Annotated in this window: 12 protein-coding genes; 6 read left to right on the top strand and 6 right to left on the bottom strand. The window is 35.1% G+C overall.

All coding sequences use genetic code 11. From position 1 onward, the window contains the following. The first annotated feature begins 58 nt into the window (after nt 1-58). The 3 genes from Q5N74_RS17575 (at nt 59) to Q5N74_RS17565 (ending at nt 4,286) form a co-directional block, all read left to right on the top strand. On the top strand, nt 59-2,116 hold the full coding sequence (locus Q5N74_RS17575) for an ATP-binding protein (protein WP_304390302.1): 2,058 nt from the start codon (nt 59-61) through the stop codon (nt 2,114-2,116). A 346-nt stretch (nt 2,117-2,462) separates the two neighbouring features. Then, a complete protein-coding gene (locus tag Q5N74_RS17570; protein WP_304390301.1) occupies nt 2,463-3,680 on the top strand; it encodes a hypothetical protein in 1,218 nt (405 codons plus the stop codon). Between the two features lie 126 nt (nt 3,681-3,806). Beyond that, entirely contained in the window at nt 3,807-4,286 is a 480-nt protein-coding gene (locus Q5N74_RS17565; RefSeq protein ID WP_304390300.1) for a hypothetical protein, read from the top strand. Nucleotides 4,287-4,356: 70 nt separating this feature from the next. On the opposite strand, the gene hemL is transcribed toward Q5N74_RS17565, so the two are convergent. The 3 genes from hemL to Q5N74_RS17545 are packed head-to-tail and all read right to left on the bottom strand — an operon-like array spanning nt 4,357 to nt 7,589. After that, nucleotides 4,357-5,643, bottom strand: a complete 1,287-nt coding sequence (gene hemL, locus Q5N74_RS17560; protein WP_304390299.1) for a glutamate-1-semialdehyde 2,1-aminomutase — start codon at nt 5,641-5,643, stop codon at nt 4,357-4,359. 7 nt (nt 5,644-5,650) lie between these two features. Next, nucleotides 5,651-6,673 (bottom strand): glucosaminidase domain-containing protein, encoded by a 1,023-nt coding sequence (locus Q5N74_RS17550; protein ID WP_369686041.1) that lies wholly within the window; start codon nt 6,671-6,673, stop codon nt 5,651-5,653. A gap of 4 nt (nt 6,674-6,677) precedes the next feature. Then, nucleotides 6,678-7,589, bottom strand: coding sequence for a 1-aminocyclopropane-1-carboxylate deaminase/D-cysteine desulfhydrase (locus tag Q5N74_RS17545; RefSeq protein WP_304390298.1), 912 nt, complete (start codon nt 7,587-7,589; stop codon nt 6,678-6,680). A gap of 377 nt (nt 7,590-7,966) precedes the next feature. Here Q5N74_RS17545 and Q5N74_RS17535 point away from each other — a divergent pair, with 377 nt between their 5' ends. The 3 genes from Q5N74_RS17535 to Q5N74_RS17525 all read left to right on the top strand — a co-directional run bounded on the left by Q5N74_RS17535 (nt 7,967) and on the right by Q5N74_RS17525 (nt 10,876). Beyond that, nucleotides 7,967-8,137, top strand: coding sequence for a DUF5522 domain-containing protein (locus tag Q5N74_RS17535; protein ID WP_304390296.1), 171 nt, complete (start codon nt 7,967-7,969; stop codon nt 8,135-8,137). Between the two features lie 93 nt (nt 8,138-8,230). Then, nucleotides 8,231-8,782 (top strand): DUF4136 domain-containing protein, encoded by a 552-nt coding sequence (locus Q5N74_RS17530; protein ID WP_304390295.1) that lies wholly within the window; start codon nt 8,231-8,233, stop codon nt 8,780-8,782. 327 nt (nt 8,783-9,109) lie between these two features. Then, a complete protein-coding gene (locus tag Q5N74_RS17525) occupies nt 9,110-10,876 on the top strand; it encodes an aromatic amino acid hydroxylase (protein WP_304390294.1) in 1,767 nt (588 codons plus the stop codon). Here Q5N74_RS17525 and Q5N74_RS17520 read toward each other — a convergent pair. The 3 genes from Q5N74_RS17520 to Q5N74_RS17510 form a co-directional block, all read right to left on the bottom strand. After that, on the bottom strand, nt 10,869-11,621 hold the full coding sequence (locus Q5N74_RS17520; RefSeq protein ID WP_304390293.1) for an enoyl-CoA hydratase/isomerase family protein: 753 nt from the start codon (nt 11,619-11,621) through the stop codon (nt 10,869-10,871). The genes Q5N74_RS17525 and Q5N74_RS17520 overlap by 8 nt on opposite strands. A 1,039-nt stretch (nt 11,622-12,660) precedes the next feature. Further along, entirely contained in the window at nt 12,661-16,098 is a 3,438-nt protein-coding gene (locus Q5N74_RS17515; RefSeq protein WP_304390292.1) for a BspA family leucine-rich repeat surface protein, read from the bottom strand. Nucleotides 16,099-16,126: 28 nt separating this feature from the next. Beyond that, nucleotides 16,127-20,734 (bottom strand): hypothetical protein (locus tag Q5N74_RS17510; protein WP_304390291.1); only part of this gene is annotated, 4,608 nt, incomplete at its 5' end.

The following is a 20,734-nucleotide window of genomic DNA, read 5'->3' as shown; positions in this document are numbered from 1 at the left end:
ATTGTTAACTACAATTTTCAAAATCCCTATAATTTAATAGAAAAAGTGGTCATAGTTCATGTTTAAAAAAATACAGTTAGATTTAATAATTGCTATTACCACTTTTTTTGTTCTCGTAACTCTTATAATCTCTATTTATCTTACTTCTATAAACAAGTATTATGCGGTTATAGAAGAAGATTTATTACATACTGGAAAATTAATTTCGGAAGAATTCAACAACATCATCAAGTCTGATATTTCAAAACTTGAAAATGTTAAAAGCAGACTAGAATTCACTAACGGTGTTTATTTTAAAAACTGGGAACATGATTCCGATTTAATTTTAAAGCAAGACAGTACCTTCAAATTTATTGAATGGATAGATAGCCTCATGGTTATTAGAAAAATAAATCCATTAAAAGGTAACGAAAGTGCCTTAAACTTAGATATTTCTAAATTTGATTACCGCAAAACAGAATGGGTTAAACATGCCAAAAGCCGAAAAACCAACATTACTTCTTGGTTAAAACTAACTCAAACCGGTAATGCCTTTCTGGTAGATGTTCCCGTATATTTCGACAATACTTTCCAAGGAACAATTACTGCTGGCATGGACTTTAACAGTAATTTCGACCGTTTAGTTAACTATCTAGAAGACCAATATGCCGTAGAAATTTATGACAATAAAGGGCTGCTTTTTTATGAAGCTAACAATAATATACGTCTTAAATCAGAACGCGAGATTGTGTATACAACAACCATACAAATTGATCAATTACAAAATCAAGCATGGCGATTAAATGTATACCCTTCGGAAAACCTATTAATGGCAGAAGGAAAAATAGTGACTACCATCGCTCTTATTGTAGGCCTGTTTTTAGCCTTTATAGCTTCTTTATTAATTTACTTTTATATAAGAGCCAGAAAAGGTACTATACTCGCTAGAGAATCCAATGCATCGTTAATTAAATTAAATGATCAATTAAACAACGAAAAAGACAGAGCAAATAAAGCGTCGCAGGCAAAAACCGATTTTTTATCGAATATGAGCCATGAAATTAGAACGCCTTTACATGCTATTATTGGTTTTATTGAACTTTTAAAAGACGAAGAATTAAACGACACCAACAAAGAGTATGTCGATTTAATGGACAAATCTTCAAGTAATCTTTTAAATCTTGTAAATGACATTTTAGAAATTGATAAAATCGAGTCGGGTAAAACAGAATTAAACAACATTGTTTTCAGCCCCATTAAAAAAATTAAAGAACTAGCTGAAGTTAATCAGTTCTTATTCGTTAAAAAGAATCTTTATTTAAAAACGAATTTTGAGAATGTTTTAGATTTAACCGTTACTGGCGACTTAAACAAACTCATTCAAGTAATAAACAACATATTAAAAAACGCCCTAAAATTCACTAAAGAAGGAGGCATTACCATAACCTGCACTGAAACCGTTATAAAAGACAAACTAAAACTAATTATTAGTATTGAAGATACGGGTATTGGAATTCCTGAAGAGAAATTACACACCATTTTTAATAGGTTTACGCAAATTGAAACCAGTGTAAAAAAACAACACGAGGGCAGCGGCCTGGGCTTAGCCATTTGCGAGAACTTAGTTTCCATGATGGGTGGCGACATTTCTGTTGAAAGTGAATACCAAGTAGGCTCTAAATTCACCTTGTCCTTTTTATTCGATATTACAGAAGAAGAAGTTGAAATTTCAGAAAACAAAAAAACAATTAAAACAGACGATATTAACGTGTTAATTGTTGATGACAATAACCTTAACATTATTGTATTAAAGAAATTCCTAGAAGCTATAGGGATACAGGCAGATAAAGCAAACAATGGTAAAGTCGCCTTAGAGAAAATCAAGGAGAAGAATTATCAATTAATTTTCATGGATATTCACATGCCCGAAATGGATGGTTGGGAAGCAACACGTATTATTAGAGAATCTGATAATAATGTGATTATTTTTGGACTTTCAGCCAATGTAACGACCGAGGCTATTAATAAATCTATAGATAACGGTATGAATAATTACCTAACCAAGCCTTTTAAAAAGCAACATCTTTACAAGCTTTTACAGTTTCATTTTAATAATAGCGAAGAACATATTCTTTAAATTTACACTAAAGTTTACAACAAATAAAAAGCCCAGTAATTCTACAATTACTGGGCTTTTACAAACTAACCAACTAAACTAAATTTATTACTAAACTAATAACCACTATGTAATTATTATATGTTTCCAATAAATAACTATACAAATTGAAGCATTTTTCTCCATGTAATAAAACTATTTAGAAATGTTTAACACTACTAATTAAAATTTTAAATTTTATTTAAGACAAACGACATTAAATGTTAATTTTTTAAGAAAAAGAAGAACAGAACCATCTCAATTTCCCTTAAAAACAGCCGATAAAACTTAACTTTTCAAGTCCTAAAAATTTCTATATTTTTACAGCATGCTAAAAAACCTATTATTTATATTTACCTGTGGTTTCTGCCTCATTTTAACAGCACAACAACAAGACACTTTATCAATTAAAAACGGCATTGAGAAACCCAGTATTTTAGCAACCCATCATTTCGGAATTTTCAGTTCCCGTATCAATACAAACTTCAAACTAGCACCAGAAAAAAACACAACACTTTCTTTTAGTTCTGTAAGCGGAAACAATTTCCACCCGTATGTTGAAACCTATATCCCAAAAGACCCAGAAGTACGAGAGGAACAAAGTAAATTAATTTGGTATCAAAGAAATTTTCAATTCAAAGATCAAGAAACCACGCCAGCAGATTACATGAACATTGTTATTGATGCCGTAATTAAAGAATTTAGAATTGGCATTAACATTCCTATTGATGCTAAAAATGAGATTGACTTGACTTTACGCTCCTTTTTAATTACCAAAGGAAAATACCCGTTTTCACTTTTTACCGGCGATGAAAGTATTGAATGGTTTCACAGCAACGTTGCTGGCGGTGAAGACCCCTACGGAAGGCGCTATTACGGATTAAACCAAGTAAACTTCAAATACCTAGACAGAAACGGAAACACCCTAGAATTGAATAATAACGACTTCTTTTTAGGCGGTATCGAACTCAATCACAATTACTACCCGTCTCTTGCTATAAACCATACTAAAAACATTTATATCAATTTTGGTAGTCACTTAGGCATTAACACCTCTAAGCACAATGCTTCCTTAGACCTAGGAGTTTCTGCAAATGCTATTAAAAAAATTGAATTAAAAAACAATTTTGAATTCAACGCTGGAATCGGGATGAATGTGTTGCGAAAAAACCTTATTAATTTCAAAGAAGTTATCGATCTAGGAAGCAACCCATATTTAGCAACCCTTGAAGCCGATTTTGAAATAGCAAAGTTCACAAAACAAAAAAACTACCATGCCTTTAGTGTGAATTACCAAATTCAATCGCGCTACAACAAACGAAAGGAAGCCGATTATTATAGGCTAATTGGTAAATGGCAAGAAATAAACGGCGGTTGGCAACATGGTTTTTACAATTTATACACAGCATTATCTAACTGGACCTTTATTTACACCTACGGCAGGCCAAACCTAACTTTATCCTTATATGTAAAAGAAGACTTTAGGGTAAATAACGCCCCCGATTTCCAAACAGGCATCAGTTTAAAAGTGCCTATCCTCAAATAACTACAAATCTAAAACACATGATATCAGCGGCTTTTCAATGTTAAGGTCTCGTTAAATTGATTAAGCGGTTTAAACTTTTTTAATGTTTGAAAGTCCTAATAGCAAATAACATTAAAATTTAAGAAAATGAAAAGACTTATAGTAATTGCATTAGCCCTTATATCCATTCAAGGTATTGCTCAAGAAGAAAGAAAAGAACGTCCTAACCGCGAAGAAGGCACACATAGAATGAGTGACCTGACTCCTGAAGAGGCAGCCAACCTTCTAACAAAAAAAATGACTTTGCATTTAGATTTGAATCGATCGCAACAAAAAGACATTTATGCTATAAATCTTGAAAACGCCAAATCGCGTAAAAACATGATGGCTGCGTATAAAGCAAAAAAAGCGAGCGATAAAAAAGCAAGACCATCTAAAGAAGAACGTCTTGCTATGGAAAACGCCAAGTTAGACCATCAAATAGCTACGAAGGCCAAAATGAAATCTATCTTAAATAAAGAGCAGTTTGTGAAATGGGAAGAAACACAATCAAAAATGCACCAAAGAGCTGTTAGTATGAAAAAAAAGGAAGGTAAAAAAAGAGGCGATCGCTTAAAAAAACAGTAAAATTTAGTTTTGTTAATTTAGTTAGTTAAAGCAAAGCGCATTTCTATATTTAGAAATGCGCTTTCTAATTTTATAATGTCTTTGACACTTTTTTAACAGCCTCAATAGTGAAATCTAAATCTTCATAGGATAAAGCATCGGTAATAAACCAGGTTTCAAAAGCACTAGGCGCAATGTAAACGCCTTCATTAAGCAACCCATGAAAAAACTTTTTAAAAGTCTCATTATTACCTTTAGCAGCTGTTGTAAAATCGGTAACCGGAGTTGCATCAAAATGCACCGAAATCATAGAACCGACTCTATTAATGGTATGCACCACCTCATTTTTAGTTAAAACTTGGGCAATACCTTTATGTAAATAGGCTGTTTTTTCAGCTAAACGATTAAATACTTCAGCATCTTTATTCAATTCGGTTAACATCGCCAAGCCTGCTGCCATAGCCAAAGGGTTCCCACTTAAAGTCCCTGCTTGATAAACAGGACCTTGAGGTGCTAGTTCATTCATAATTTCATTCCTCGCTGCAAAGGCACCCACTGGTAAACCGCCACCAATTACTTTCCCGAAGCATACAATATCTGCGCTTATATTAAATAACTCTTGAGCACCACCTTTTGCTAAACGGAAGCCCGTCATTACCTCATCAAAAACCAATAATATATTATGAGAATCACATAAACTTCTTAGTTTTTGTAAAAAATCATGTGTTGGTGGTACACAGCCCATATTACCTGCTACAGGTTCAATTATAATACACGCGATTTCATTTTTATTAGCTTCAATTAACTGCTCAACATTTTCAATATCGTTATAAGCAGCCAACAAGGTATCTTTTGCAGTACCCTTTGTTACTCCAGGACTGTTAGGCGTACCAAACGTACTCGCACCACTACCCGCTTGAATTAAAAACGAATCGCTATGCCCATGATAACAACCTGCGAATTTTATAATTTTATCTTTTTTAGTAAAACCTCTTGCCAAACGAACGGCACTCATACATGCTTCAGTTCCTGAGTTTACAAAACGAATTTTGTCAATATTTGGCACCATAGAAACTGCCAACTCTGCTATTTGAGTTTCAATTTCAGTAGGCATTCCAAACGAGGTTCCTTTTTTAGCTTTTTCAACAACTGCATCAACCACAGGTTGGTAGGCATGCCCCAAAATCATGGGGCCCCAAGAATTTATATAATCAATTAAACGGTTTCCATCTTCGTCATATAAATAAGCACCTTTGGCTTCTTTTACAAAAATGGGAGTTCCGCCAACACCCTTAAACGCTCTAACTGGTGAGTTTACGCCTCCAGGAATTACCTTTTCGGCTTGTGCAAATAAAGCACTACTTCGTGTATAATTCATTTGTATTTTAGTTTGCTGGTTTCACTTGAAGTTCTTGCCCAATATTTAGAGCTGTATCACTTAAACCATTCATTTTTTGAAGTTCGGCAACAGACATATCATATAGTTTTGATATTGAGTACAAAGTTTCCCCTTTCTCAACGGTGTGAGAACGGTTTACTTTCATTGCTTTTACAGCCATTTTTGGATTAGCTCCAACCACAGCCGTTTCTGTTCCATTTTTATTTATTCTTATTTTCTGACCAACACTAAGTACTGTACTATTTAAGTTATTCAAATCCTTAAGTTCATCTATGCTCACATTAAATTTTTTAGAAAGGGAATACAAGGTGTCTCCCTTTTCTACATAGTACATGGAAAACTCACCTATTTCTTCTTCGTATTTCACATACACATCACCCAAAACTTCTTCATCATATTTATGCAAATTATAGCGCCCTATTAAACTTATAAGTTTATCTGGATACTTACTATCGGTCGCATAGCCTGCTTTCTTCAACTCACGTGCCCAACCTTTATAATCTTCTTTTTTAAGTTTGAAAAGCGCTGCGTAGCGGGAACGCTGTGACAAAAACAACGAATGGTCTCTGTATGAATATTTAGAATCATTATACTTTCTGAAACATTCTTGATCGGCATCATCATCATGGTAAATTTTATCACCAGTCCAATCGTGGCATTTAATACCAAAATGGTTATTCGCTTCAACAGCAAGTCGCCCTCTTCCTGAGTTAGATTCTAAAATACCTTGCGCCAACGTAATACTGGCGGGTATCCCGTATAGACGCATTTCCTCTTGGGCGATGGGTCTAAAAAGTGCGATATACTCATCAGTTGATGTAATTCGAACCTCAACGCCGTTAACAACTTCCTCTTTAGAACCTGTTTCTGAATGATTTCTAGGTTCCTTTTTTCTAACTACCTGTTCTGTTTTGGCCTTATTAGACGCTTTCTTTTTAGCAACTCCTTTTTTAGCACCACAGCTTACTACAAAACTTGCTAACAAGCAAAAAACTATTATTTTCTTCATTAAACTATTCTATTAATGGTAAATTTTTCTTTTTCAAAATCGTATTCATCCCCGTTATCCCCTGTAAACCACCGGTATGAATGGCTAGTATTTTTGTTCCTTTAGGAAAATAGCCTTTTTCAATTAAATCAAAAACACCAAACATCATTTTCCCTGTATAAACAGGATCTAAAGGAATATTATAATCTGTTTTAAACTGATTGATAAACCCTATTAACTCGGCATTTATTTTTGCATAACCACCAAAATGATAATCGGTTTTTAATTCCCAATTCGTTTTCGTTGCAAATTTACTAATATCTTGTTGTAAAAAGTCACCTTTTAAGGCTGGAAATCCTAAAATTTGTTGATTGGGTTTTGAACCATTAATAAGCCCTGAAATAGTACCTCCAGTTCCAACGGCACAACATATATAATCGAACGTATCATCTTCAGACGTTAAAATTTCTTCACAACCTTCTACCGCCAAGGTATTCGTGCCACCTTCTGGAATTAAATAAAACTGGCCAAATTCAGTTTTTAGTTTTTCAATGAATACTTCGGTGGTTTTTTCTCTATAAATTTCTCTAGAAACAAACTTAAACTGCATACCACATTCTTGAGCAAAACTTAAGGTAGTATTAGCATTTATGCCCTCTTTTAATTCATCGCCTCTAATAACACCAATGGTATTAAACCCCATAAGTTGCCCAGCAGAAGCTACCGCCGCAATGTGATTAGAGTAAGCACCGCCAAAAGTAAGCAGCGTTTTACACCCCAACTTCTCAGCCTCAAGAAGGTTATATTTAAGCTTTCGGAATTTATTTCCAGACACAAAGGGATGGATAGCATCTTCTCTTTTAAGACACACTGTAACCCCTTTATTGTTAGGCAAAACTAGCTGCTGGTTGATGCTATGCTCTAGGTTAAAATTCATTGCTGCGAAGATACTTCAAAAAACTCCAAAATTTCCGTTGTTTTAAATAATCTAAATCGGTCTCATGTGCATAGGCTTCTCGCTCAAACGATATGTTTCTATAAGCCCGATTCTTGTTTTTATATAGCAGGAATCGAAGCAAAAACTCTAGGCCATAGATTATATAAAAAAGTACCACCAGCATTTCCATTTGTTGTTTTAAATGAATATTTTCATGGTTAACTAACACAGCATTCTGCTTTAATTCCTTCGTTTTTAAAAATACGAAAGGATAACATGTTACACCTAAATACCCCTTGGGGACTAAATATTTGGAAATAAAAATCATGCTTAAACCAGTTCAAAAATCAATCCAAAATACATTATATTTGCTCTAGATGAAAAAAATAATTCCCATTGAAGAAGGTGATTACTACCTAACCCCAGAAGGGTACCGCTGTTTTACCGAACAATACTTATTAAAAAAAGGCTATTGTTGCGAGAGCGGCTGCAGGCATTGCCCGTACGGGTTTGATAATAAAACCAATAGAATAAATCGTTCCAATTAGTAAATCCTAATTTATTATATGCGCTTGGTATGATTGTTGATGTTATTTAGTACAAAACATTTGTATTTTTAAACTAAAAAATTCTAAACAGCTATGAAAAATTTACTTAAAGCCCTACCTTTTTTAGCATTGCTACTTGTGGTAACATCTTGCAGCTCTGTTCGCGTTGCCACCGATTATGACAAAAACGCTAATTTTTCAACATACAAAACCTTTGCTTTTTTTAAAACTGGCATAGACAAAGCTGAAATTAACGATTTAGATAAACGTAGAATTCTTCGAGCTATTGAAGCAGAACTTTTAGCTAAAGGTTTTACAAAATCAGATAACCCAGATTTACTTATTAGCCTTTTTACCAAATCTAACCAACGTGTAGATGTTTACAATAACTACTGGGGAAACCGCGGTTGGGGTTGGGGAGGTTACAACAGTCCATGGGGCTGGGGCGGCTTCAACCAACCTAACATATCCACCAGAACAGAAGGCGTTTTATATGTCGATTTAATTGATGCCAACAAAAAAGAACTTGTTTGGCAAGGTATGGGCACTGGTTATTTAACCCAGAACATGGACAAGAAAGAAGAACGCATTCAAGAATTTGTATCTAAAATCATGGAGAAATACCCTCCAGGAATGGCGCAATAATACACTACAAAACAGGTCTAAACGTTTAAAAACCATCTATTTTAAATGCAGTTATAAACTTCTAATATATAGTATTAGCAAGCAACTAACTGCGCTCGACCATAAAAAGCAACTAGCATCACTGTTAGTTGCTTTTTTATTTAAGGGAAATTACACTTGATAGTCTTCAACAACCACGCATTAATATTAACAGTCTCCAATTTTAAATTAATATAAAAAACATACATTCGGAGGGCTTTAAAATCATTTTCTTAATTTAACACCACAATAACAATTAATAATCATCAAAATACGTATTTTTACTAACAATATTTCAAAAATACGTTTATGCTTAATTCTATAGAATCAAACCCTATATTAAACCGCTTACCTAAACATTTATTACAGTTTATTAAGCCACAGGACTATGCGAACTACTCGGCAATAGACCAAGCAGTTTGGCGCTATGTGATGCGTAAAAATGTCGATTTTCTTAAAACAGTTGCTCACAAATCGTATATAGAAGGTTTAAATTTAACAGGTATCTCTATTGACAGCATTCCTAATATGTATGGCATGAACCGTATTCTGCAAGATATTGGTTGGGCAGCCGTAGCAGTGGATGGTTTTATTCCTCCAAATGCTTTTATGGAATTTCAAGCATATAATGTATTAGTAATTGCTAGTGATATTAGACAGTTAGAACATATTGAATACACCCCTGCGCCAGACATTATTCACGAAGGTGCTGGACATGCCCCTATTATTGCCAACCCTGAATATGCCGAATATTTACGTCGCTTTGGTGAAATAGGTTGCAAAGCCATTTCATCGGCCAAAGATTATGAATTGTATGAAGCGGTGAGACATCTATCCATCATCAAAGAGGCTCCGAATTCTAATGAAGTTGCTATCGCTTCCGCGGAAAAAAAAGTAGAAGACTTGCAAAATAATATGGGAGAGCCCAGTGAAATGGCATTGATTCGAAACTTACATTGGTGGACGGTTGAATATGGCTTGATAGGCACCTTGGAAAACCCAAAAATTTACGGTGCCGGATTACTATCTTCTATTGGAGAAAGCGCTTGGTGCATGACGGATGACGTAAAAAAACTACCTTATACCATTGAGGCAACTTATAAAAATTTCGATATAACAAAGCCACAACCTCAGCTTTTTGTTACACCAGATTTCTCGCATTTAAGCTTGGTTTTAGAAGCCTTCGCCAATTCGATGGCCTTGCGAAAAGGAGGTCTTTCTGGTATTAAAAAACTAATTCAATCCAACGCATTAGGAACTATTGAATTGAGTACAGGCTTGCAAATATCAGGTGTATTTACACAGGTTGTTGAAGATAATGGTAACCCTGTTTATATTCAAACTACAGGAGAAACCGCCTTATCATATAGAGAAAAGGAACTTATTGGTCACGGCATAAACGCACATGCTGATGGTTTTGGATCGCCCATAGGGAAACTTAAAGGCATTAATTTAGCCATTGAAGACATGAGTCCGCGTGATTTAAGTGCGTATCTTATTTACGAAGAAAAAAACATTACCCTAGAATTTGAAGGAGACATCACAGTTTCTGGTGATATTATAACAGGAAAACGCAATCTACAAGGAAAAATAATCCTTATCAGTTTTAGCAATTGTACCGTAAAACATGGCGACACTATTTTGTTTAAACCTGAATGGGGAAATTATGACATGGCTATAGGTAAAACTATTGTTTCTGCTTTTTCTGGACCAGCAGATTTAACCAGCTTCAATTTAATAACACATACCCCAACATCGCAAACCATTCATATTAAAAAATCTAGTAAGCAAATCAAATTAGAAACGCTTTATCAACAAGTAAGAGAATATCGTGAAGGCAGCAATAAAACTATTTCTAGAACTAAAGTCTTAGAAGCGCTTATTGAAAACCACCCTACCGATTGGTTATTAGCCATTGAATTATACGAACTGGCTTTTATAGGCAACGAAACCAACTTGTGTACAGCGATACTAAACCATTTAGAAGGTGTTAAACAAAACAAACCCGAAGTTGGGAGATTGATTGATGATGGACTACTTATTATAAAACAAGCAACGGTAGATAAAACTACCTAAACCGTTTCAATGTACTTTTAGTAAATTCACTCAACACCAAAGCGCCGCTAATTTCGGCACGTTCGGTTAAAAGGAGACCCCAATTTTGGGTCCCATTCCAAAAAACAGACTTCATTTGCTTTAAAGCTTCTGGGTTATAGCTACTTAATTTTTCGGCTAGTTCAGTTACAGCTTCATCTAATGCTTTAGTGGTTTCAAAAACATCGGCATACAGTCCTTTTTCTTTAGCCCATTCCGCAGAAAAAAACGTTTCAGCATCAATAGTCATTTGCGACATAGCAGCTAAGCCTATTTTTCTTGTTACGGCTGGTTCTATTACAAACGGCCCTATACCAATACTTAATTCACTTAGCCTTATGGATGCGAATTTGGTTGCCAAACAATAATCGGTTGCAGCAGCTAAACCAACCCCTCCACCAACGGTTTTTCCTTGTACACGCCCAATAATAAGTTTTGGACAGGTTCGCATGGCATTAATAACATTTGCAAAACCAGAAAAGAATGTTTTACCTTCTTCTGCATTACTTACCGCCATCACTTCATTAAAACTAGCACCTGCACAAAAAGTACGATCACCACCACTTTGCAAGACCAAAACATGAATTTCGGTATGCTCTCCTGCTGCTTCAATAGCTTCTTTCAACTTTGTTAAAACAACACTAGGCATGGAATTTCGGTTTGGATGAAAAAATTCTATATATCCAACGTTATTTTTAATATTTAGAGTTACGTACGGTTCAGTCATTATTCGGCAATTTTACTAATTTTTTAAAGGTTGAATATACATAAATTTAGAGCATAAAAAAACATTAGTTTGCTTCGACAGAGAAGCCCTAACTAATGTCCATTTAACTAACTATAACAGGGACAAATCTAAGGCACCAACTCAAATTTCAAATTAACTCAAGGTTACCAATAGGTTATATTAAATGTTTTTTATTTAATTATTTAGGACGAAGCTACCGAATAATAGAATCAACAAAAAAAAGGAACGAGAGTAAATACTTTTGCAGTCCCTAAAAGTAGCGCATAAAAAAAACACCGACCGCCAATTTTTTTAATTATTGAGCAAGTTGGTGTTTTGTATGAACTGATTAATAGCATACTAAATATAACCTAATAACCTGAACCTCAACTAAATTATCGATAAAACGTTATAAAAAAAGATAAAACGCACTAATATAATCCCCAAACTAACCGCAGCAGCGGAATTAAAATTTAAAAACCATAAAATGACTAATAGTTCTTACAACAGTCCCACAATTATTAGTTGCAACCTTTGACCCTCTTTTTTTAGATAATTCTCACCGAAAAACGGAAAAGGCTGTACCTAAGTACAACCTTTTTCTAAACGTATTAGAATCACTTCCTAAAAAAATATAACCCTCAACAGTTAAATTCTAATACAATGTACATAAACAAATCCCAATGTTTAATAACTCAAGCCTGATGAAGGCTTTTCTAATATTAATAGCATGGTAAACATAGAAATAAAAACACATATAAATAGGTTAACCAATTACTTAGGAATACTATTTGCTTAAATCAATAAGAATTTAAGCAAATCAGTAAATGTAAAAAGTGACTGGTAAAAGCATTTCAAACAGCATCTTTGTAATTTTTCATACAAATAAGTCTGACTAAAAAAAAAGAGTAAACTTAAACGTTGATTAATCATTAAAAACAGAAAGGTTGCCCTTTATTAGAACAACCTTTTCAATATTACAAAATAGTTTTTTCTTTTAAATTACAGCCCTTGATGCAGCAAAACATACAAGACTATATTAATCAATTATTTTACCGTTTTTAGAAAGTCCTGCACTATCACCCAAAACACCATATTTGTTCACATTAAGCGAATGTGACCCAGATAAACCACCTGTATTTGTTAATACAGAAACCATCCCTCCATCTGAAATCACCCAAATTTTATTATCAACTAAATTAGTTCGTGATGCAATTACCGCCGTATTATTTGAATATAAACTTGACCCGAAATTTATATTAATATTTACAGGAATTTTAGTTTCTCCTGTATCCAAAGTTTCCCAACCAACTAAAATATTGTCATAATTCACTCTTGAGAGCTTAACATTTGTCATGAAATTTACAGCATCTGTTACACTAGAAATATCCCATCCTCCTAGATCTTGATTGAATGCTTTGGCATTAGAAAACATACTATTCATGTTAGTCACGTTAGAAACATCCCAACCATTAATATCTTGGTTGAACATTTGAGTACTACTAAACATATTATTCATATTATTTACTCGCACTGTATTCCATCCACTAATATCTTGATTAAATGCAGCCGCTGACAGAAACATAGAAGTCATATTTATAGTTTTTAAAGCATCCGTTGGAAAGACCCATGTAGAAATATCTCCATTAAAAGAACCAGCTTCCCTAAACATATGAGAAGGATTAACCAAACTTGACACATCCCAGGCATCTAAGTCCTGATTAAAACTATTAGTTCTATAAAACATCAAATAAGTAGTGCCCACATTTGAAACATCCCAACCGTTAATATCCTGATTAAATGCAGAGGCCTCCCTAAACATACCCTGCATATCTGTTACATTTCCGGTTTTAGCACCCCAAGTATTTAGAGGTTGATTATACACTTTAGCCCCATTAAACATATTCGACATGTTGGTTACTTGTGATACATTCCACAGGCTTATATCTTGGTTAAAAGCTTGAGCATTATTAAATATCGATGCCATATTATTCACACTAGACACATCCCAAGTGTTCAATGGCTGATTAAACACAAGCGTACTCTGAAACATGGATGACATATTGGTAACCTTAGAAACATTCCAACCACTAATATTTTGATCAAAAGCTTTTGCGTTATTAAACATATTTGACATATTAGTCACGTTAGAAACATCCCAACCATTAATATCTTGGTTGAACAATTGAGTACTACTAAACATATTATTCATATTATTTACTCGCACTGTTTTCCACCCACTAATATTTTGATTAAATGCAACCGCTGACAGAAACATAGAAGTCATATTTATAGTTTTTAAAGCATCCGTTGGAAAGACCCATGTAGAAATATCTCCATTAAAAGAACCAGCTTCCCTAAACATATGAGAAGGATTAACCAAACTTGACACATCCCAGGCATCTAAGTCCTGATTAAAACTATTAGTTCTATAAAACATCAAATAAGTAGTGCCCACATTTGAAACATCCCAACCGTTAATATCCTGATTAAATGCAGAGGCCTCTCTAAACATACCCTGCATATCTGTTACATTTCCGGTTTTAGCACCCCAAGTATTTAGAGGTTGATTATACACTTTAGCGTTATTAAACATATTCGACATGCTGGTTACTTGGGATACATCCCACATGCTTATATCTTGGTTAAAAGCATGAGCATTATTAAACATCGATGTCATATTTGTAACATTAGATACGTCCCAACTATTTAATGGTTGATTAAAAGCAAAAGCTCCAGAAAACAGCGATTCTAAGTCAGTAACATTTGGAAAAACCCAACTATCTATTGCTCCATTGAATGCTCTGGCTGCCGAAAACATACCTCTCATGTCTGTTACATTTGTAACATCCCATCCATTAATATTTTGGTTAAACAAATACGCATTAAAAAACATTTCTTTTGTATTAGTAACACGCTCTGTATTCCAGCCGCTTATGTCTTGATTAAACACCTTAGCTGAATAAAACATCCTATACATATTTACAGATTTCGTAATATCTGTGGTAAAAACCCAAGAAGAAATATTACCGTTAAAAACAGGAGCTTCTTCAAACATCCTACTAGGGTTTACTAAACTGGAAACATTCCAAGAATTTAGGTCTTGATTAAATGCATTTGCACGATAAAACATTAGAGATGTACTAGTAACTTTAGATACATCCCAACCGCTTATATCCGCATTAAATGCATAGGCCTCCCTAAACATACTCTGCATACTTGTAACATATGATACATTCCAACCACTAATATCTTGATTAAATACAAACGCTGCCTGAAACATACCAGCCATATCTATAGACTTTGAAGAATCCGTTGTAAACACCCAGTTTGCCATTGCCCCGTTTGCATCAGTAAGGGCTGTACAATTCGCAAACATATACACGAAATTTGTCACCAAAGATAAATCTGGAGTATCACTAGCTGTTATAATTAAGTTAGAGGCTCCAGAAAAAGCCCTATCCATTGTAGTCCATTGTGGGCTACCCCATTGCTTAACCGTTTTTAAGTAGTTTCTATTCCCAAAATTATTTAAATAAATTCTCGGAAAGCCAGCAGGTGTTGTTGGCATAATTGAAACCTCATAAACCCCTGCCGTAGTATAATTATGAGTAATATTACCAGGGCTTCCGATTTTAGCTTCCGAGGAGCCATCCCCCCAATCAACAGTAAAATCATAACCACTCCCCGTTAAAGGTATAATGATATTGTTACTCCCATCCGTTTCCCATGTAGTTATAAAAGCAGTTTGTGCATTTGTCATACTTACCCCTGTTACGAGAGTAGGGCTATTGATTAAATTTCCATTATTACTTCCTGTTTTACTAGTTGCTGACCCATCCTCAAATCGATAATAAGACTCAAGCCCAGTTTGTGGCACAGGTAAATCAATATTTTTATTATCATTAATCTCACTTTCAGTACGAGCATTATTCCAAATTTTAACCTCATCTACAGCTCCAGGGAAGTAATAGTTAGGTGTCGTTTCGGTTGTTCCCGCACCTATCCTAAGAGGTTTCGTTGTATTCGGAGAATAGCCTGCTACAAGAGGAGCTCCCTCCAAAACACCATTTACATAAAAACGATAGGTAGATCCATCATAAGTTGCAGCCAAGTGCGTCCACTCACCAATAACAACAGCTGGACCTGGAAAATATTCCCATACAGAACCACCACTACTAACTGAGAATTCCCAAATATTTGAATTATTTGCGTAAAAATTGTAGCCTTTTAATGGATCGGCTGCTCTATTACTTAATGGGGCTCTGTACGCGCCAGCTCCTCCATCAACTCGCGCCCAAAATTCTACGGTAAATTGTGCTGTATTATTTGTTGCAGCATATGGAATCTCAACATAACTAGTCGTACCATTGAACTCAAGTGCGCCTTGTGCCTGAATAATGTTATTAATTGCAAATATTGCAAAAAGACTTAGGAAACGTATTGCTTTTTTTAGATTGGATAAAAATCGATACATATTTTGTTTTTTTTGAAACATTAATTTTTTAATAATAAAAATCAAATTGAATTCTATCTTCAGCAACTAAGGGATTATTTCCATTACTTCCAGGTGCATAAATTAAAGTAGTTCCGCTTGTACTGTAAGCAGTATTACTTATTCTTATTCCGTTTATATACATTTTCACCTTACTGTTTGGTGATGGTGTTTGTGATAAAGTAAAACTTGTTTGACCACCTGTTGGTGTAAACTCATCAGCGACTTCTCTAACGGCTGCTGCCCCTGAAGAAACAGAACCATCTGCCATTAAAAATTGAGAAGATGTACCCCCAGACTTAATATAGGAAAGTGCAGTGATTGCGCCACTTGTATTTACATCTGTAATAGCTGTATTACCTAATTGTATGGTATTGCTCGCTGCAACAGTAGCTCCATAACCTATAGCGGTCACATTAGTTAACCCCACTGAAGAAACAACTGTAGACGCTCCCAATGCCGTATTGTTTGAACCTGTAGTATTTGTTAAAAATGCATTTAGTCCAAATGCCGTATTATTATTACCAGTTGTACTATTAATTAAAGCATTACTACCTACAGAGGTATTACCTGTACCTGAAGTATACATTAAAGCACGATTTCCTATACCTGTATTATTTGAACCAGGAACTGATTCGCTAACCGCTTCATTTCCGATAGCCGTATTATTTGAGCCCGTTGAGTTTTTTTGCAAAGCATAAGTTCCTATCGCCGTATTCCATTGACCAGAAGTATTATTAACTAAAGATGAATTACCGACAGCTATATTTCTGCTCGATGCATTACTTCCAGCTCCTTTACCAAATTTTGTGTTATTAATAGTTATATCAGAACTAAAAGTTTTAGTACCTGCAATGGTTTGATTCGTCGTTAAATCCACATAATTCCCTGTAATAGCCGCTGTAACAAAAGCAGTTGTTGCCACAGCAGTTGTATTATTTCCTACCGTTTGTGTTGCTGCAATAGTTCCTGTTGGTAATGTTGGAGTACCTGTAAAGGTTGGTGAAACTAAATTCGCTTTTAAGTCTAAAGCAGCTTGTCCCGCTGTTGAAACTGGCTTATTAGCATCACTTGTATTATCTACATTAGCTAATCCAACCATCGTTGATGTTATACCGGATACTGTTCCTGTAAAGGTTGGAGATGCGATATTCGCTTTTAAGTTTAAAGCAGTTTGTCCCGCCGTTGAAACTGGCTTATTAGCATCAGATGTATTATCTACATTAGCTAAACCAACCATCGTTGATGTTATACCAGATACTGTTCCTGTAAAAGTAGGAGATGCAATATTCGCTTTTAAGTTTAAAGCAGTTTGTCCCGCCGTTGAAACTTGTTTATTAGCGTCAGATGTATTATCTACATTAGCTAAACCAACCATGCTTGAAGTGATTCCTGAAACCGTTCCTGTAAAAGTTGGAGAAGCAATGTTTGCTTTTAGGTCTAAATTCGTGTTTGTTGCATAGCTACTTAAATCTTGATCACCTGTATTAGAACCTGTGATTGCAGCTAATTTCGTTTTTTCAGTTGTTGAATAATCTTCAGTTGACAATCCTTTTCCTGTTACCTTATCAACTTTTAAATCTAATGCAGTTTGTCCTGCTGTTGAAACTGGTTTATTAGCATCAGATGTATTATTTACATTAGCTAACCCAACCATCGTTGATGTTATACCGGACACTGTTCCTGTAAAGGTTGGAGATGCGATATTTGCTTTTAAAGCTAAATTCGCATTTGTTGCGTAACTACTCAGATCTTGATCACCTGTATTAGAACCTGTGATTGCAGCTAATTTCGTTTTTTCAGTTGTTGAATAATCTTCAGTTGACAATCCTTTTCCTGTTACCTTATCAACTTTTAAATCTAATGCAGCTTGTCCTGCTGTTGAAACTGGTTTATTAGCATCAGATGTATTATTTACATTAGCTAAACCAACCATAGTTGATGTTATACCAGATACTGTTCCTGTAAAAGTTGGTGAAGCTATATTCGCTTTTAAAGCTAAATTCGCATTTGTTGCGTAACTACTCAAATCCTGATCTCCAGTATTAGTACCTGTAATAGCTGCCAATTTAGTTTTTTCAGTTGTTGAATAGTCTTCAGTTGACAACCCTTTTCCTGTTACCTTATCAACTTTTAAATCTAATGCAGCTTGTCCTGCCGTTGAAACTGGTTTATTAGCATCAGATGTATTATTTACATTAGCTAATCCAACCATCGTTGATGTTATACCAGATACTGTTCCTGTAAAAGTAGGAGATGCGATATTCGCTTTTAAGGCTAAAGCAGCTTGTCCCGCTGTTGAAACTGGCTTATTAGCATCAGATGTATTATCTACATTAGCTAATCCAACCATAGTTGATGTTATACCTGATACTGTTCCTGTAAAAGTTGGGGAAGCGATATTCGCTTTTAAGGCTAAATTCGCATTTGTTGCGTAACTACTCAAATCTTGATCTCCAGTATTAGTACCTGTAATAGCTGCCAATTTCGTTTTTTCAGTTGTTGAATAATCTTCAGTTGACAATCCTTTTCCTGTTACCTTATCAACTTTTAAATCTAAAGCAGCTTGTCCCGATGTTGAAACTGGTTTATTAGCATCAGATGTATTATTTACATTAGCTAATCCAACCATAGTTGATGTTATACCAGATACTGTACCAGTAAATGTTGGAGATGCGATATCCGCTTTTAAGGCTAAATTCGCATTTGTTGCGTAACTACTCAAATCCTGATCTCCAGTATTAGTACCTGTAATAGCTGCCAATTTAGTTTTTTCAGTTGTTGAATAGTCTTCAGTTGACAATCCTTTTCCTGTTACCCTATCAACTTTTAAATCTAATGCAGCTTGTCCCGATGTTGAAACTGGCTTATTAGCATCACTTGTATTATTTACATTAGCTAATCCAACCATCGTTGATGTTATACCAGATACTGTTCCGGTAAAAGTTGGTGAGGCTAATGGGGCATATGCAGCTGCATCAACTGAGCCATCTGCCTTTAAAAACTGAGATGACGTTCCTCCTGATTTAATAAACGAACTGGCCGTTACTGCTCCACTTGTATTTACAGCTGTAACACTTGAATTTCCAAGTTGAATAGTATTACTCGCAGCAACCACAGCTCCATTACCAATAGCTGTTGCGTTTGTTAAAGTTCCACTAGAAACATCCGCATCATAGCCAATTACAACATTGTAATCTCCCGTTGATATATTGTTTCCTGCTTGAAATCCTAATGTAATATTTCCTTCTCCCCCATTATTACTTCTACTTGAGTTATTTCCTAATGCTATATTATTACTTCCTGTAGTTTCATCATATAATGCTGCAAAACCCAGTGCTATATTACTAGACCCACTATTTCCTTGCCTATATGCAAGCGTACCCAATGATACATTGTGAGATCCAGAAGTCCCTTGATAATTAGCACCATTTCCAATTGCAATATTACTATCTCCTTCAGCTGCGTTTCTATTAGTAGCTGTACCAATAGCAACATTATTACTTCCTGTTATAGAAAACCCGGCTTGTTCACCAATAGCAACATTATTAACCCCTGAAGAATTAGAAACCAACGCATTAACACCTATTGACGTATTAGACCCTACACCTGCTGCGCCTAATCCAATTATTAAACCTTTCACATTAATATTAGAATTAAAAGTTTTAACGCCTGAAATAGTTTGGTTTGTAGTTAAATCTACAAACTTACCAGTAGTAGCGCTTGTCACAAAAGCTGTTGTCGCTAGAGCTGTTGTATTATTTCCAATGGTTTGTGTCGTTGCAATTGATCCAGTTGGCAAAGTTGGGGTTCCCGTAAAGGTTGGAGATGCTAAATTTGCTTTCAAAACTAAAGCATCATAAACCGCATTTTGTGAAGGTGCTACAGTAGTTACGGCATCCACTATGGCATCTGCTACTTTAGCACTTGCGCTTGCATCTACATAGGTTTTAACCGATTTTACACTTGGGTATTTTGTATCGGACGCTGCGTCTGCTGTTACGTCTGTACTTTTATTTACTGAATTTTCTTTTAAATCTAAAGCAGCTTGTCCTGCTGTTGAAACTGGCTTGTTCGCATCGCTTGTATTATCTACATTACCTAAACCAACCATCGTTGATGTTATTCCCGAAACTGTTCCTGTAAAAGTTGGGGAAGCTAAATCTGCTTTTAAAACCAATTTATTATTCGTAGCTGTTTCATTAGCGTCAACATCCGATTGAACCGTATCAATATTAGTTTGAAGCGTAGTGTCTGCAGAAATACGTGCTACTTCATTTGCGTCTACATCTGACTGAACATTTGCAATAGCTGTATTCGCCGCCGTTTCGTTAGCGTCAACATCCGATTGAACCGTATCAATATTAGTTTGAAGCGTAGTGTCTGCAGAAATACGCGCTACTTCATTAGCATCTACATCTGACTGAACATTTGCAATAGCTGTATTCGCTGCCGTTTCGTTAGCGTCAACATCCGATTGAACCGTATCAATATTAGTTTGAAGTGTAGTATCCGCAGAAATACGTGCTACTTCATTTGCGTCTACATCTGACTGAACATTTGCAATAGCTGTATTCGCTGCCGTTTCGTTAGCGTCAACATCCGATTGAACCGTATC

Origin of the sequence: Mariniflexile sp. AS56, from assembly GCF_030552475.1 — a bacterium.
Classification (GTDB): Bacteria; Bacteroidota; Bacteroidia; order Flavobacteriales; family Flavobacteriaceae; genus Mariniflexile.
This window is presented reverse-complemented; position numbering and strand designations above follow the sequence as displayed.

What these genes read in the sequence shown, in the direction of transcription:
- Q5N74_RS17550 (WP_369686041.1), bottom strand. Translation starts at nt 6,673, where the DNA reads ATGAAGAAAATAATAGTTTTTTGCTTGTTAGCAAGTTTTGTAGTAAGC.
- Q5N74_RS17525 (WP_304390294.1), top strand. Translation starts at nt 9,110, where the DNA reads ATGCTTAATTCTATAGAATCAAACCCTATATTAAACCGCTTACCTAAA.
- Q5N74_RS17575 (WP_304390302.1), top strand. Translation starts at nt 59, where the DNA reads ATGTTTAAAAAAATACAGTTAGATTTAATAATTGCTATTACCACTTTT.
- Q5N74_RS17530 (WP_304390295.1), top strand. Translation starts at nt 8,231, where the DNA reads ATGAAAAATTTACTTAAAGCCCTACCTTTTTTAGCATTGCTACTTGTG.
- Q5N74_RS17545 (WP_304390298.1), bottom strand. Translation starts at nt 7,589, where the DNA reads ATGAATTTTAACCTAGAGCATAGCATCAACCAGCAGCTAGTTTTGCCT.
- Q5N74_RS17565 (WP_304390300.1), top strand. Translation starts at nt 3,807, where the DNA reads ATGAAAAGACTTATAGTAATTGCATTAGCCCTTATATCCATTCAAGGT.
- Q5N74_RS17535 (WP_304390296.1), top strand. Translation starts at nt 7,967, where the DNA reads ATGAAAAAAATAATTCCCATTGAAGAAGGTGATTACTACCTAACCCCA.
- Q5N74_RS17520 (WP_304390293.1), bottom strand. Translation starts at nt 11,621, where the DNA reads ATGACTGAACCGTACGTAACTCTAAATATTAAAAATAACGTTGGATAT.
- Q5N74_RS17570 (WP_304390301.1), top strand. Translation starts at nt 2,463, where the DNA reads ATGCTAAAAAACCTATTATTTATATTTACCTGTGGTTTCTGCCTCATT.
- hemL (WP_304390299.1), bottom strand. Translation starts at nt 5,643, where the DNA reads ATGAATTATACACGAAGTAGTGCTTTATTTGCACAAGCCGAAAAGGTA.
- Q5N74_RS17515 (WP_304390292.1), bottom strand. Translation starts at nt 16,098, where the DNA reads ATGTATCGATTTTTATCCAATCTAAAAAAAGCAATACGTTTCCTAAGT.